Origin of the sequence: Acidiferrobacter sp. SPIII_3, assembly GCF_003184265.1 — a bacterium.
Lineage (GTDB): Bacteria > Pseudomonadota > Gammaproteobacteria > Acidiferrobacterales > Acidiferrobacteraceae > Acidiferrobacter.
This window is the reverse complement of the sequence record NZ_CP027663.1, coordinates 594,331-608,937: the sequence shown is the minus strand read 5'-3', so window position 1 is coordinate 608,937 and position 14,607 is coordinate 594,331. Positions and strand designations below refer to the sequence as shown.

Below are 14,607 nucleotides of genomic sequence, written 5' to 3'. Positions count from 1 at the left end.
CATAGACATTACCAGGAAGCCTCCGGGTCTCTCGAAAGGCGGTGTTTGCGCCCCTGTACCGAAGACAGGCTTAACTTTTGGGCCGCGAATCTTGTAATTTTACTCTATAACGACAAGCCCGCCTAGGGCGAAAACCGGCCGGGAGGCCCCATGTCCCTTGTTCGCCGCCTTGTGATCCTCGCGCGCATCGTGATCGGTGGCCTGGCGCTCGCCTTCGTGATCCTGCTGCTGCGACCGCAACTCATCGCCCATGGCCCCACGGTGGTCATACATGAAGCCGCGCCGCGCAAGGCCCAGACCCCCGGACCGGTGTCCTACGCCTACGCGGTCAAAAAGGCCGCGAACGCCGTGGTGAATATTAACACGGCCAAGGTGGTGGTGACGCGGCCGCGGCGCGGCCCGGGCTTCCCGTTCTTCGAGCCATTCATCGGGGGGCGGCCGCCGGCAAGCCGCAAGCGCGTGGAAACGAGCCTCGGGTCCGGGGTGATCGTCAGCAAAAGCGGCTTCATCCTGACCAACTTCCATGTCATTCGCGGGGCCGATGCCATCCGCGTATTCCTGAAAGACGGGCGCAGCGCCAAGGCGCGGGTGGTGGGCGTGGACCCCGCCACTGACCTTGCCGTCCTGAAGATCCATCTCCCGCGATTGACCGCCATAACCCTCGGCCACGCCTCCGACATTGCCGTGGGCGAGGTGGTGCTGGCCATCGGCGACCCCTTTGGCATCGGCCAGACGGTGACGATGGGCATCGTGAGCGCAACCGGCCGGGACGAGCTCGGCCTGAACCCGATCGAAAACTTCATCCAGACGGACGCCGCCATCAATCCCGGGAACTCGGGGGGCGCGCTCATCAATACCGAAGGGCATCTGATCGGCATCGACAGCGCCATCTATACCCATAGCGGAGGGTTCCAGGGGATCGGCTTTGCCATCCCCGTCAACCTGGCGCGCCATGTCTTTCGCCAGATCATCAAATACGGTCATGTGATCGAAGGCTGGATAGGCGTTGCCGGCCAGACGCTCACGCCGGCGCTCGCCCGCGCCCTGAAGCTCCCCAAGTCCACGCACGGGGTGGTGGTGGCGGCGATCTACAAGAATGGGCCGGCGGCCAAGGCCGGCATACGCCCGGGAGACGTGCTCTACGCGATCAATGGCCGGCCGCTGCGCTCGGCCAATCGTGCCCTGCTCACGATCGCCGATACGAAGCCCGGCACCCCCGTCACGCTCGGTGTGCTGCGCGCCGGTCGACGCCTGACCGTTCACGCCATCGTGGCGACACGGCCACCCCTGAAGGCGCCCGCGTCATACAGCCGCCCGCCGGCACCGGCCTCCTGAAAAGGCCGTCGCGAGAGCTGAGCCGGACGGCCCCATGCCTCATGCGGGGCCGTCCGCCACCGCCCGGCGCGGCGGGTCATGCGCCATGGGGGTCATGGGGCCGCGGCCGGCCTTAAGACCCCGGCCATGACCCCATCCGCCGTCGGCCCTGCCATCCCATCATCGACCGCGACCGGCGGGCATGGGCCGTCCGCGTCCGGGCGCACCGCCCGCTTAGGCGGCCTTGGTGGCATCGCGGGAGGCCGCCGCCGTCCAGCGGATGATCTCCATACGGCCGTCATGATGCTCAACGAGCGCCGTGCAGCTCTCCACCCAATCTCCGTCGTTGTAGTACTGGATGTTCTTCACAAGCTTCTGTTCGGCATGATGAATGTGGCCACATATGACCCCGTCGTAGTGGCGTCGCAAGGCCTCTTCCGCCACCAGCGACTCATAGTCATTGATGAATTGCACCGCCCTCTTCACGTGGTACTTCACATAGCCGCTCAATGACCATTCGTGGCGCACCCCGAACAGGCGGAGCAGCATTTGCAGGTAGCGGTTCAGAAACAGCAGGGCCGTATAGCCGTGATCCCCGAGATGGGTAAGCCACCTGGCATAACGCATCGCCGCATCGAATTGATCGCCATGAATGACCCAGAAACGCCTGCCATCGGCGGTATGGTGGACGTAGTCCTCGCGGATCGCGATGTCGCCCAAGGCCACGGTCGCGCCGTCGGCAAGGGTTAGCTCCGAAAAGAACTCGAAGATCGGGTCATGATTCCCGCGGATGTAGTGCACCTTGACGCCGCTACGGGCCATACGCAGGATCTTTTGGATCACGGTGTTATGGCTGCTCGGCCAATACCAGCGCGTCTTGAGGCGCCACAGGTCGATGATGTCCCCAACCAGGAACAGCTCCTCGCACGAGTGACTGCGCAAAAAATCCAAGAGTCTTTCGGCCTGACAGCCACGCGTCCCCAGGTGCACATCGGATAGGAAAATGGATCGATGGGTGGGGTGGCTCATGACAGGTCCTGGATCACGGGCATGGGTGCGGACGGGTCTCGCTACGGCGCAATGCGTGTCGTGACTTGCATTCATCAGGCGTCGGCCCCCCGGGTACGTTCTCCACCCTCTTCAGACACGCGGGCGTCGCGACGGATGGATGGCTTGCGGCAGCGAACGTGGATCGACGTGACGGGATGTCCAAAAGAATGGTCCATTGTATCCACACGGCCCGACCGACCCTGCGGGTGCCGGCGCGCGGATAGGAGTCGGCCACAATCAACGCTTTCGCGGCCCTCCGGCGGCACGCCCGGGTATTGGCGGTAGGCGGTGCGCGGACGGCCCACTTCCTCCGATCCGAAGGCGCGCCGGGGGATGCCGCCTGTTTTGCGTCCGCCGTTAATGATGTCTTGCCTCCCGTCGCTGCGCGGCATCGCCGCTTGTCGGCCGGTACCCCATGGTCACCGCAGACCGCCCGCCGGCGGCCGGCCGTGATGTCAGCGTCCCTGAATACCGCAATGCGCGACCTGGGCCTCGTCGACAAGGGTTTCATAGACCTCGATCAAACGCTGTGACATGGCCTCCCGGGACCAGCGCGCCGCCAGATGGCCCGCCTCTGCAGCGAGGCGGGCGCGTAGCGCGGGATCACGCAGTATCGCCAGACACTCGGCACCAAAACTGTCCGGATCGGCGGCGCTGCCGCGGCTACCCTTGCGGCTTGCGAGAAGATCCGCCACACCGAGGGCCGGGATCGCCACGATCGGGAGCCGGGCGGCCAAGGCCTCCAGAAGAACCATGCCCTGGGTCTCAGTCAGGGACGAAAAGACGAAGAGATCCGCGGCCTGATAGGCGTCCCTCAAGGCGCCGTCGCGATCGAGATAGCCGAGAAAACGCACCGAGTCGCTTAAGCCATGTCGCCGGCTTTGCGACTCCAGGGAGGCGCGTGCCGGGCCGTCTCCGGCAAACAATAGCAGGATGTCCGGGAGTGCCGATCGCAGGCGCGCGATGACCCGCAGAAGGAACGGGAGATTCTTTTCCGGGGCCAGGCGCCCGGCATACAGCAACACCGGTCGTTCCGGTGTTATGCCGTGACGGGCGCGAAACGCGACACGACTGTCCGCGGGGGGCGATGGGATATCGATGCCGGTCGGGATCACCTTGATAGGCGTGCGCACACCATAGCCCGTGACCACCCCGGCCATGGCCGCCGACGGGACGATCACGGTCTGAACGCAATGGCACTGGATACGCGAGAGCCGGCGGATCCCACGGCGCGCGAGCGCGCTCGGTATCCACGGATAATAATGGCCGACATAGGCCTCGAAATAGGTGTGATAGGACAGCACGGCCGGGATCCCCCACCGGCGGGCGAGATAGCGGCCCCAAAAGTGCGCCATGAACGGCGTCTGGATGTGGATCACGTCATAGCGCCGGGACGCGAGGCGCCGGGCGATGCGCAGGCATCCCGAGGGGGTCATCAGCCGCTCCTCCGGATAGGGCGCGATACGCCAGGAGGGGACCTGAAAGATCCCGGGCTCTGCGCCGTCACCCGCACCATAAGCGGGGATCAGCAGGTGCGCTTCATGCCCCAGGCGGGCAAGACCGGCGCGGAAGCTGCGGATCGAACTCGCAACCCCGCTCACGCGCGGAAAATAGGTGTCGGAGACCATCAAGATACGCATGCCCTGGGTCCTGTATGGTGGTACGGAACTCGGGAGAAGGGCTCGCCACCGACCCCTTCCGGCACTGCCAGCGTCATGCCGTCTCGTTTCATGGGCTCGTTTATGTCACAGGAATATGCCAGTCTGATGACAAGCCCGGCCGATCCCGGCGGCGCGGCGATGGTCATGGCGCCCCTGGCCGCCGGATCCCGCGGGTGCGGCCGCAGATCGCGCAGGGGCGTACGCGGCCCCGGATGCGCTCTTGGCCTGCCTTCCTCGCAAGGCATTCCCGGCCGCCGGCGAGCCCAAGGACGCATTGGCTGGCATGCCGCGCCGCGCATGCGCGCATGAACGGGATTATATTACCATGGTACCGCATATATGGTCCTGTTGAATGTCAGGAAGCGCAGCCGGATCGCCGCTTACATTGAGCGCCGGCTCCTGCTAGAATCGCGTGGATGCCTGCTGATTCTTGCCATGATGCGCAATATGCCGGCGTGGATAAGGACGACATCCCGGGCCGGCTGGATCGCGTGCCATGGTGCCGATTCCACGTCACTGTCATCGCGGCCCTGGGGGTGGCGTGGATCCTCGATGGGCTCGAATTCACCTTGGTCGGCTCGCTTGCGGCACTGCTCGAGCGACGCGCGACACTGCACCTGTCGGCACCGGATATCGGCGTCGCCGCCAGTGCCTACCTCGTGGGCGCCGTCGTCGGGAGTCTGGTATTTGGCTATCTCGCGGACCGCTATGGACGCAAAAGACTCTTTACGACGACCCTGCTCCTCTATATCGGCGCGACCGCGGCCACCGGTCTATCCTGGGGGCTTGCGAGCTTCGCGCTGTTTCGCTTCCTGACAGGGGCCGGGATCGGCGGTGAGTACAGCGCCATCAATTCCGCGATTCAGGAGCTCATCCCGGCGCGCCGGCGCGGACGTATTGATCTGCTGGTAAACGGCAGCTTCTGGATCGGCTCGGCGGCCGCCTCCACGCTCAGTCTCGTGATCCTCCATAGCGGGGTCATAGCCCCCGCCCTCGGCTGGCGGGTGGCGTTTACCCTGGGTGCCCTTCTCGGGCTGCTGGCGTTGCGGTTGCGTCGACTGATCCCCGAGAGCCCGCGCTGGCTTGCAAGCCGCGGCCGCATGCAGGAGGCCGATGCGATCGTCACCGCCATCGAGCGGCGCGCGGGCATTGAACCGCCGGGGCACGATGGCCAAACCGGCAGGGTCAGGCGCGCCTACCCCGTGCGCTTCTTCACGGCGCCGCGGGTGATCTTCAGGCGCTACCGCAAGCGCGCCGTCCTGGCCGCGACACTGATGGTGGCACAGCTCTTTTTCTATAACGCCTTTTTCTTCACCTACGCGCTCGTGCTGGTGCGTTTCTATCACACGCGCGCCACAGATGTCGGCGCCTACCTTCTGCCGTTTGCCCTCAGTAATTTTCTCGGAGCGGCACTCCTCGGCCGATTCTTCGACACCGTCGGCCGGCGGCCGATGATCACCGGCACCTACGCCCTGTCCGGCATACTCATGATCATTGCCGCGTGGCTCTTTCGCGGGGCGCTCCTCGGCGGCAGCGCGCAGACCGGGGCATGGGCGGCGGCGTTCTTCTTTGCCTCGGCGGGCGCGAGCGCCGCGTATCTGACGGTAAGCGAGAGCTTCCCGCTGGAAATTCGCGCCAGCGCTATCGCGCTATTCTTCGCCTTCGGCACGGCCGTAGGGGGGGTCGTGGCGCCGAGCCTGCTCGGGGTGTTGATTGCAAGCGGCTCGCGCCACCGGGTCTTCTGGGGGTACATGCTCGGGGCCATCCTCATGCTGTTCGGGGCACTGGCCGAATGGCGTTACGGGCTCGCCACCGAGGGCCGCTCGCTGGAATCGATCGCAGCATCGCTTACAGACGAGCCCGTAGCCAATGGGGACGGGCGCAACGGGGCCGGACAGGACATGGGGTAAGTCTTCACCCCCATCCCGCCCAGCGGGGCAAGGCCCGGCAAAGGTGCACGACATGCGCCACCGCGATCGGCCCGTGCCGCTTCGCGGGTCCGGCCAAGGGCACCTGATAGGCGTATCCAAACGCCCCTTCGGTCGCAAATCCGCGCCCTGCGACACCCCTGATCGTCGGTCGGCACGACCGATCCCTAAAGCGCCCCGCGGCGGGCCGGGGGGCGCTTATGGCTCGTCTCCGGACGGCGGGGGCCTGCGCGCTCGACGCCGGCGGCGTGGACGACGCCGGGGACGGGATTCCGGCGTGATCTCGCGCGGCGGCGGGATGACCGGTGTAGGTGTGGGTGTCGGATCCGTCAACTCGGCCGACGACGAGTGTGGCCTGATACGGTAAGCGACGAACAGGCCGGCCTCGAACAACGCCCACATGGCGAGCGCCAGCACCGTCTGCGAGAACGCGTCGGGGGGTGTGATGATGGCCGCCAGGACGAAGGCCCCGAGAATGACATAGCGGCGCTTGCCCGACAATGTCTCGGGGCGCAGGACGCCCATGAGCACCAGCAGCACGATCGCCACCGGCACCTCGAAGGCCAGGCCGAACGCGAAGAACAGGGTCAGGACGAAGCTCAGGTAATGATTGATGTCGGTCATGACGCGCACACCCGTGGGGGCGGCATGCGCAAAGAAGCCGAAGGCCAGGGGAAAGATCAGGAAATAGGCAAAGGCCATGCCCAGATAGAAGAGCAGGGTGCTCGACACCAGCAGGGGCGTGACCAGACGGCGTTCGCGTTGATAGAGCCCGGGCGCCACGAACGCCCATGCCTGGTACAGGATATAGGGTATGGCCACGGCCACCGCGGTGGCCAACGCAAGCTTCAGCGGCGCAATGAAGGTCGCCGGGAGATTGGTGGCGATCATGGCCCCGTTTTGCGGAAGCACCGCGGTTAAGGGGCGCGCCAGGAGCCGATAGAGCGTGTTGCGAAACGGGAACAGGCCCACGAACAACACCAGCACCGCGATCGCCGATCGCAGGATGCGCGTCCGCAATTCAAGGAGGTGTTCGATAAAACTGGCTTCAGCGCCCTCAGACGCCTTCGCCGCCATTGCCCTTCCCTACGCTGGAGGTCCCGGCTTGCGCGCGGTGGGGCGGTCGTCGCCGCCCGCGGCGGCGGCGCCGGCGCGACGGTGAGGCGGGACGCGGAGGACGGCGCGGGACATCGGGGGAGGCCTCGAGCGCCGGCGGCGTGCGATCTGGACTTTCATCGCCCAGCGAGTCTTGCCACTCACTGGGCAATGAATCCTGGAGCAGGGCCTTGGTGCGCTGCCACTCCTGGTTCAGCTCGCGCAAGGGCGCGAGATGCTCGGTCCCGACCTGGCCGTCCAGGTCCTCCTTCATCTTTGTCATGAAACGTCGCGCACGCGCCACCCATCGCCCGGCGCCGCGCGCCACATCCGGCAGATGGCGAGGGTCGAGGACGATGACCGCGACGACTCCTATGATCAGGAGCTCCGTGAAACTGAAATCGAACATCAGCCCCGAGGCCTAACCCTTGCGCGCGCGTGCGCCACCCTTGGCCTTGGGTCCGTCGGCGGCGCTGGCCCGCCCCTCGATGACACGGCCCCCATTGGCAGTCGGGCTCGCCGCAGCCTCCTCCTCGCCGTTCGCAGCGTCTTCCTCCTTCATGGCGCTCCGAAAACTCTTGATGGCGCCCCCGAGATCGCTGCCGATATTGCGCACCTTGCTGGTGCCAAAAAGCAAGATCACGACCGCCAGGATGATCAACAAGTGCCAGATACTGAACAAGTCCATCGCCGCCTCCTAGAAACCGGGCAACCGGCCACCGCCCAGCACATGGATATGCAAATGGGGGATCTCCTGGCCGCCGCCAGGCCCCGTGTTGATGATCGTCCGGAAGCCGTCGTCGAGACCGGCCCGGCGCGCCACCTCCGGCAAAACCGCGATCGCATGCGCCATGAGCTCGGCATGCCCCGGTCCCACCTCGTTCAAGCTCGGGATGTGCTCGCGCGTTATGACGAGCATATGGACCGGGGCCTTGGGATACTTGTCGGCGATCACGATGAGCCGCTCATCCTCATAGAGTCGCGGGGCCGGGATTTGGTTTCCGACGATCTGACAGAAGATGCATGGCGCCATGGCTATCCCTCGTGGCGGCTCGCCTTTTCCTCGATACCCGACCGCCCCATCCGGGCCTTCAGTTCCGCCAGGATCTGCTCGGGCGCGATATTCCGGTAGGCGAGCATCACCAGACAGTGAAACCACAGATCGGCGGTCTCGTGAATGAGGGCCGCGGGGTCATCCCCCTTGGCCGCGATCACGGTCTCGACGGCCTCTTCGCCGACCTTCTTCAGGATGCCATCCAGGCCCTTATGGTAGAGCGAGGCTACATACGAGGTCTTGGGGTCGGCCCCCGCCCGAGCCCTCAGGATCGCATAGAGCTCGGTCAGCACATCGTCGGTCATTCTACTCCCGATCCGGGCTTTGCGCTGCCCGCCTGTTCATAAATCTCGCTCGCGGCCTTAAGGACCGGATCGACGGCCACGAAGCGTTCACCCTGCAGGGGCGAGAAAAAGCAGCTTTCGCGCCCGGTATGACAGGCGATACCCGCGACCTGCTCCACCTGCAAAAGCAGCGCATCCCCGTCGCAATCCAGCCGTACCTCCTGTAGACGCTGGATGTGGCCCGATTCTTCCCCTTTGCGCCACAAACGGCCGCGCGAACGCGACCAATAGACGGCCCGGCCCTCCGCAAGGCTCGCCGCCAGGGATTCGGCGTTCATCCATGCCAGCATCAGCACCCGCCCGCTGCGCGCGTCCTGGGCGATGGCCGGCACGAGCCCGTCGGCCGACCACTTCACCTGCGCCACCCACGGCGGGGGGCTCACAGGCGCACCTCGATACCGCAACCGGCCATGTAGCGCTTGGCCTCGTCCACCGAGAACTCCCCGAAATGAAAGATGCTCGCCGCGAGCACGGCATCGGCGTGGCCCTTAAGGACCCCGTCGGCGAGATGCGCCAGCGTCCCCACCCCGCCGGAGGCGATGACCGGTACCGATACCGCATCGGTCACCGCGCGCGTCAGGGGGAGATCGAATCCATCGCGCGTGCCGTCGCGGTCCATGCTCGTCAACAGGATCTCGCCGGCGCCGAACGCCGCCATGCGCGCCGCCCACTCCACCGCATCGAGGCCCGTGGCGCGCCGCCCGCCATGGGTGAAGACCTCCCAATGGCCATCCACCGCCTTGGCATCGACCGCGACCACCAGGCACTGCGCGCCGAAGTGATCGGCCGCTTCCTTTATGAAGTCCGGGCGCTCGACGGCGGCGGAGTTGATGCTCACTTTGTCGGCGCCGGCGTTGAGCAGCCGGCGGACGTCGGCCACGGTACGCACGCCGCCGCCCACGGTCAGCGGAATGAACACCTGGGTGGCGATCGCCTCGACCACGGATACCATGGTCGCGCGCCCCTCGTGGCTCGCGCTGATATCGAGGAAGGTGAGCTCGTCGGCGCCGGCCTCGTCATAATGACGGGCGGCCGCGACCGGATCGCCGGCATCCCGGATCTCCTGAAAACGCACGCCCTTCACCACCCGCCCGCAGTCGACGTCAAGACAGGGGATGACGCGCCGGGCCAGCATCAGACGGTGGCGCCGCTGCCGGACCGGTCCAGTTCGTCCGCCAGGCGCTGCGCCTCGCGCAGCAGCAGTTTGCCTTCGTAAAGGGCGCGGCCGGTAATGGCGCCCTGCACCCCGCTGTCTGCGATCGCGCACAACTTGCGGATGTCTTCCAGGCTCGCGATACCGCCCGAGGCGATGACCGGGATCGAGATCGCGGCCGCGAGCCTACGCGTGTCCTCGATATTGACGCCATGCATCATGCCGTCACGACCGATATCCGTATAGATCACGGCCTCGACCCCGTCGTCCTGATAGCGCTGCACGAGATCCACCACGTCATGCCCCGACAGCTTCGACCAGCCGTCGGTCGCCACCTTACCCTCCTTGGCGTCGAGGCCGACGAGGATGTGTCCCGGGAACTCCGCGCACATGTCGCCCACGAAGTGCGGCATGTTCACCGCCTTGGTGCCGAGGATGACGTAGCGCACACCGGCATCAAGGTAGGTCTGGATGGTCTCCTCGGTGCGGATGCCGCCCCCCACCTGGATCACGATATCGGGATAGTTGCGGGCGATCTCGTGGATGACGCGCGCATTCATGGGTTCGCCGGCAAAGGCCCCATTCAGGTCCACCACGTGGATGCGTCTCGCGCCCTCGTCGGCCCACCGGCCGGCGACCTCCACCGGATCGCTGGAAAACACCGTCTCGTCGTCCATCCGGCCTTGCCGTAGCCGGACACACTGACCGTCCTTCAGGTCAATCGCTGGAATGATTAGCATTTCTCGGTCCGCCCGTCCCAAGCCATGAAGTTTTGAAGCAGGCGCAACCCGGCGCGCTGACTCTTCTCTGGATGGAATTGTACCGCAAAGATGTTTCCATAGGCCGCGGCCGATGTAAAGCGAGGCCCGTAGTCGGTCACGCCGACCGTTTCCGAGGCGGCGGCGCTGTCGGCGTAGTAGCTATGCACGAAGTAGAAGCGCGTGTCATCGGCTATGCCCTCCCAGAGCGGGTGCGCGCGCACCTGCCGCACACGGTTCCAACCCATGTGCGGCACCTTGAGACGCGTACCCTGGGGATCGACCGCCCCCGCGAACCGGCGCACGACCCCCGGGAAAAGGCCCAGCCCGGCGACACCGCCCCCTTCCTCGCTGCGCTCGTAGAGGGCCTGCAGCCCCAGGCAGATGCCCAGAAACGGGCGTTCGCGCGCGGCCTGCCATACCGCGTCGCGCAGATCATCGCGCACCAGCGCCTGCATGCAGCCCTTGATGGCCCCCTGCCCCGGGAACACCACGCGGTCGGCGGCGGCCACCGCGCGCGCATCCGCGGCCAGGGTCACGCGCGCCTTCGGGGCCACGTGCTCCAGGGCCTTGGCCACCGAACGCAGATTGCCCATACCGTAATCCAGGACCGCGACACGCGACATGGCTGACTAGAGACTACCCTTGGTGGATGGGATCTGCGCGGCGGCGCGCACATCGGGTGCAAGCGCCATGCGCAGCGCGCGCCCGAAGGCCTTGAACAGGGTCTCGGCGACATGGTGGGCATTGTGTCCGGCCAACACGTCGACATGCACGGTGACGCGCGCATGGTTGACGAAACCACGCAGGAACTCCTCTATGAGGTCGACATCGAAATCGTGGATGCGGGCGCGCGGGAAGGTGGCCCGGTAAAAGAGCCCCGGGCGCCCCGACAGGTCCACCACCACGCGCGTCAAGGCCTCGTCGAGCGGCACATAGGCATGGCCATAACGGCTCAGTCCCGCCTTGTCACCCATCGCCTGGGCGAGCGCCTGGCCGAGGGTGATGCCGACATCCTCCACGGTGTGGTGGGCATCGACCGCGAGATCGCCGGTGGCCTCGATGGTAAGATCCATGAGCCCATGGCGGGCCACCTGATCGAGCATGTGCTCGAAAAACGGCAGACCGGTCTTCAGGCGCGAGGCGCCGCTGCCTTCGATCGCCAAGGTCACCGCGACCTCGGTCTCCAGGGTCTTCCTTACGACATTTGCCGTCCGCACAACCGTTCCTCTTCTAGGGGCGCCGCCGAAACAGCCTACAAGGCCCGGGCCAGGGCCGCAAGAAAGGCATCATTCTCCGCGGGGGTCCCGACCGTGACCCGCAGACAGCCGGCCAGCGCCCCACCGGCCGCCGCTAGGTTCTTGATCAGGATGCCGGCATCCTTGAGGCGCGCATGGATGCGCCCGGCGTCCGCCGGGACCGGTGGCCGAAAGAGCAGGAAATTGGCCTCGCTCGGCCATACCGTGACCTGCGCGCGCAGCGCCTCGTACAGTCGGCCGCGCTCGGCGCGTATGCGCGCCGCCTGGTCGGCGAACACATCGGCGTAGTCGAGGGCGAATTCCACGCTCGTGGCGGTCACCACGCCCACGTTATAGGGCAGGCGGACCTTCTCCAGCTCGTCGGTCCAGGCGCGATCGGCGGCGAGCCACCCGAAGCGCAGTCCCGCCAGGCCGTACTTTGACAGGGTACGCACGACCAGCAGCCGCGGCCTATCCTCCACCGCCCCCATGAGGCTTGCCTGGGCGAACGGGTGGTAGGCCTCATCGATCACGACCGCGGCGCCGTCGACATCGAGCAGCGCGCGCACCGCATCCATCGGGTACAGGGTGCCGGTCGGGTTGTTTGGGTAGGCCAGAAAGAGCAACGCCGGGGCATGCCGGGCGAGCGCGTCCTGCAATGCCGGGACATCGAGCGCAAAGTCCTCCTTCAGCGGTATACCGACGAAGCGCCGGCCGAGGATGGTGGCGATCTGCTCGTACATGACGAAGGTCGGCGTGGGCGCCACCACCGTGACATCGCTGCCAAGCGCCAACAGGATGTTTTGCAGGATCTCGTCCGAGCCGTTGCCGAGGACGACGCCTGTGTGCGGCGCAAGTCCGGCATCGCGCGCAAGCCGCGCCTTCACGCGCTCGTACTGCTCGGGCGACGGGTAGCGGTTCAAGGCCAGGTCGCGCAAGGCGTGGAGCCAGCGATCGCGCAGCTCCATGGGCAGACGATAGGGGCTCTCCATGGCATCGAGCTTGATCGCGGGCTCGCCGGATGCTACGTGATAGGCGCTGCGCGCGCGCACGCCGGCGGCTATGAAACGCGAGACATCAGCCATGCATGCGGCACTCGGCGGAGCGCGCGTGCGCGGTGAGCCCCTCGCCGCGCGCCAGGATCGAGGCGGTCTTGCCGAGCACCGCGGCCCCCTGGGGGGTGCAGAACACGATGCTCGTCCGCTTCTGGAAATCATACACCCCGAGCGGCGAACTAAAGCGCGCGGTCCCGGATGTCGGCAGGACGTGGTTGGGACCCGCGCAATAATCCCCCAGCGACTCCGCGGTATGGCGCCCCACGAAGATCGCGCCGGCGTGACGCACGCGATCGAGTACCGCCTCGGCCCCATCGAACGAGAGTTCGAGGTGCTCGGGGGCTACTTCGTTTACAAGCGCCAGGGCCTCGTCTAAGTCGCGCACCGCGATCAGGGCCCCGTGACCGGCAAGCGCCTTTTCTATGATGGCGCGGCGCTCCATCCCCGGCAGCAGCCGATCGATCTCGCGGGCCACCGCGCCCAGGAACGCCTCGTCGGGGGCAAACAGCAGGGCCTGCGCCCCCTCATCGTGCTCGGCCTGGGCAAAGAGGTCATAGGCGATCCAGGAGGGATCGGTGGCCCCGTCGCAGACGATCGCCACCTCCGAGGGCCCGGCGATCATGTCGATGGCCACTTTTCCAAACACCAGACGCTTGGCGGCCGCCACATAGGCGTTTCCGGGTCCCACGATCTTGTCGACACGCGGCACGCTGGCGGTGCCATAGGCAAGCGCCGCAATCGCCTGCGCGCCGCCCGCCAGGAACACGCGGTCGACCTCGGCCACGTGGGCTGCGGCAAGCACGAGTGGTGGTGGCGCGCCCGGCGCCGGGACCATCATGACGAGCTCGCCGACCCCGGCGATACGCGCGGGGATGGCGTTCATCAGCACCGATGAGGGATAGGCGGCCTTGCCGCCCGGCACATACAGGCCAACCCGGTCCAGCGCCGTAATCTTCTGGCCAAGACGCGAACCCAGGGCATCCTCCTGCATGTGCGGCACGAGGACCTGATGTTCATGGAACGTCCGGATACGCGCCGCGGCCTCGCGCAGGGCCTCCTGCTCGGCGCGCGCCAAGCCCTCGAAGGCCGCGCGCAGCGCCTGCGCCGGGACCTCCAGTTCCGCGACCGTGCGCGCGGCACGCTTATCGAGGCGCTCGGTCCACATGAGCAGCGCGGCATCGCCCCGGGCGCGCACGTCCTCTATGATCTCGCGGGCCACCGCCTCGGCGTTGCGCGAATCGGTCTCGCTGCGCGAGAGCAGGGCCTTGAAAGCCGCGCCAAAGGTCTCGTCTTGCGTACGCAGTCGCGCGATACCGCTCATTGCCCCCGCTCCCCCGCCAAACAGGCGATTATCGGCCTCAAGGCCTCGTATTTCATCTTCATGGCCGCACGATTGGCGACGAGCCAGGCGCTCACGTCGAGGACATGCTCGATGGGCTTTAGTCCATTGGCGGCCAGCGTCCGTCCGCTGCTCACGAGATCCACGATGCGATCCGCCAATCCCACGAGCGGCGCGAGCTCCATGGAACCGTAGAGATGGATGATGTCCGCCTGGATGCCCTGCGCGGCCAGATAACGCTCGGTGATGCGGACATACTTGGTGGCCACGCGCAGACGGGTCCAGGAGCGCGCGCCCTCGCGCGGTGCCTCGTCGATCGGCGAGGCCACCATCAGCCGGCAGGTGGCGATGCCGAGATCGGCGAGCTCATAGAGCCCCTCGCCGCCGTCCTCCAGAAGCACATCCCGGCCGGCGATGCCGAGATCAGCGGCGCCATAGCGGACGTAGGTCGGCACGTCGGCGGCGCGTATCACCACCAGCCGGACGTCGGGGACGCTGGTGCCGACGATGAGTCGCCGGGTCTTCGTGAGATCCTCCTCGGGGACGATCCCGGCGCGTTCCAGCAAGGGGATGCTTTCCTCCAGGATACGCCCCTTCGATAAGGCCAGCGTCACCATC

The 14,607-nt window shown here is 66.4% G+C and carries 17 protein-coding genes; 2 read left to right on the top strand and 15 right to left on the bottom strand.

The genetic code is table 11. From position 1 onward, the window contains the following. Positions 1-150: 150 nt before the first annotated feature. On the top strand, positions 151-1,335 hold the full coding sequence (locus C4901_RS03220) for a trypsin-like peptidase domain-containing protein (RefSeq protein ID WP_110136107.1): 1,185 nt from the start codon (positions 151-153) through the stop codon (positions 1,333-1,335). A gap of 213 nt (positions 1,336-1,548) precedes the next feature. On the opposite strand, the gene C4901_RS03215 is transcribed toward C4901_RS03220, so the two are convergent. Both C4901_RS03215 and C4901_RS03210 read right to left on the bottom strand, forming a co-directional pair. After that, complete coding sequence (locus C4901_RS03215) at positions 1,549-2,343, bottom strand: UDP-2,3-diacylglucosamine diphosphatase (protein ID WP_110136106.1); 795 nt, start codon at positions 2,341-2,343, stop codon at positions 1,549-1,551. A gap of 476 nt (positions 2,344-2,819) precedes the next feature. Continuing rightward, the gene (locus C4901_RS03210) at positions 2,820-4,004 is read right to left on the bottom strand and encodes a glycosyltransferase (protein WP_110136105.1); all 1,185 of its coding nucleotides are present in this window, start codon (positions 4,002-4,004) and stop codon (positions 2,820-2,822) included. Between the two features lie 476 nt (positions 4,005-4,480). On the opposite strand from C4901_RS03210, the gene C4901_RS03205 reads away from it, so the two are divergent. After that, positions 4,481-5,935 (top strand): MFS transporter, encoded by a 1,455-nt coding sequence (locus C4901_RS03205; RefSeq protein WP_205736157.1) that lies wholly within the window; start codon positions 4,481-4,483, stop codon positions 5,933-5,935. 216 nt (positions 5,936-6,151) lie between these two features. Here the strand turns inward: C4901_RS03205 and tatC are convergent, their stop codons facing one another. From tatC to hisG, 13 genes are read right to left on the bottom strand one after another with little or no spacing between them, the layout of a single operon-like run. Beyond that, entirely contained in the window at positions 6,152-7,030 is an 879-nt protein-coding gene (gene tatC / locus C4901_RS03200; RefSeq protein WP_110136103.1) for a twin-arginine translocase subunit TatC, read from the bottom strand. Beyond that, entirely contained in the window at positions 7,011-7,457 is a 447-nt protein-coding gene (locus tag C4901_RS03195) for a twin-arginine translocase TatA/TatE family subunit (protein WP_110136102.1), read from the bottom strand. The genes tatC and C4901_RS03195 overlap by 20 nt, the downstream gene beginning before the upstream one ends. Before the next feature lie 12 nt (positions 7,458-7,469). After that, positions 7,470-7,736, bottom strand: coding sequence for a Sec-independent protein translocase subunit TatA (gene tatA / locus C4901_RS03190; RefSeq protein WP_110136101.1), 267 nt, complete (start codon positions 7,734-7,736; stop codon positions 7,470-7,472). Between the two features lie 9 nt (positions 7,737-7,745). Beyond that, complete coding sequence (locus C4901_RS03185; RefSeq protein WP_110136100.1) at positions 7,746-8,081, bottom strand: HIT domain-containing protein; 336 nt, start codon at positions 8,079-8,081, stop codon at positions 7,746-7,748. 2 nt (positions 8,082-8,083) lie between these two features. Beyond that, the gene (locus C4901_RS03180; RefSeq protein WP_110136099.1) at positions 8,084-8,407 is read right to left on the bottom strand and encodes a phosphoribosyl-ATP diphosphatase; all 324 of its coding nucleotides are present in this window, start codon (positions 8,405-8,407) and stop codon (positions 8,084-8,086) included. Continuing rightward, complete coding sequence (hisI, locus tag C4901_RS03175; RefSeq protein ID WP_110136098.1) at positions 8,404-8,829, bottom strand: phosphoribosyl-AMP cyclohydrolase; 426 nt, start codon at positions 8,827-8,829, stop codon at positions 8,404-8,406. The genes C4901_RS03180 and hisI overlap by 4 nt, the downstream gene beginning before the upstream one ends. Beyond that, positions 8,826-9,581 carry an imidazole glycerol phosphate synthase subunit HisF gene (gene hisF, locus C4901_RS03170; RefSeq protein WP_168185518.1) on the bottom strand — a complete coding sequence of 252 codons (756 nt, stop codon included), beginning with the start codon at positions 9,579-9,581 and terminating at the stop codon, positions 8,826-8,828. Before hisF ends, hisI begins: the two co-directional genes overlap by 4 nt. Continuing rightward, a complete protein-coding gene (gene hisA / locus C4901_RS03165) occupies positions 9,581-10,339 on the bottom strand; it encodes a 1-(5-phosphoribosyl)-5-[(5-phosphoribosylamino)methylideneamino]imidazole-4-carboxamide isomerase (RefSeq protein WP_110136097.1) in 759 nt (252 codons plus the stop codon). The genes hisF and hisA overlap by 1 nt, the downstream gene beginning before the upstream one ends. Next, a complete protein-coding gene (gene hisH / locus C4901_RS03160) occupies positions 10,333-10,983 on the bottom strand; it encodes an imidazole glycerol phosphate synthase subunit HisH (RefSeq protein ID WP_110136096.1) in 651 nt (216 codons plus the stop codon). Before hisH ends, hisA begins: the two co-directional genes overlap by 7 nt. Positions 10,984-10,989: 6 nt before the next feature. After that, positions 10,990-11,577: an imidazoleglycerol-phosphate dehydratase HisB gene (gene hisB / locus C4901_RS03155; RefSeq protein WP_110136095.1), complete on the bottom strand. Its 588-nt coding sequence runs from the start codon at positions 11,575-11,577 to the stop codon at positions 10,990-10,992. A 35-nt stretch (positions 11,578-11,612) separates the two neighbouring features. Beyond that, a complete protein-coding gene (locus tag C4901_RS03150; protein ID WP_110136094.1) occupies positions 11,613-12,680 on the bottom strand; it encodes a histidinol-phosphate transaminase in 1,068 nt (355 codons plus the stop codon). Further along, the gene (gene hisD / locus C4901_RS03145) at positions 12,673-13,971 is read right to left on the bottom strand and encodes a histidinol dehydrogenase (RefSeq protein ID WP_110136093.1); all 1,299 of its coding nucleotides are present in this window, start codon (positions 13,969-13,971) and stop codon (positions 12,673-12,675) included. Before hisD ends, C4901_RS03150 begins: the two co-directional genes overlap by 8 nt. Beyond that, positions 13,968-14,606: an ATP phosphoribosyltransferase gene (gene hisG, locus C4901_RS03140; protein ID WP_110136092.1), complete on the bottom strand. Its 639-nt coding sequence runs from the start codon at positions 14,604-14,606 to the stop codon at positions 13,968-13,970. Before hisG ends, hisD begins: the two co-directional genes overlap by 4 nt. Between the last annotated feature and the right edge of the window lies 1 nt (position 14,607).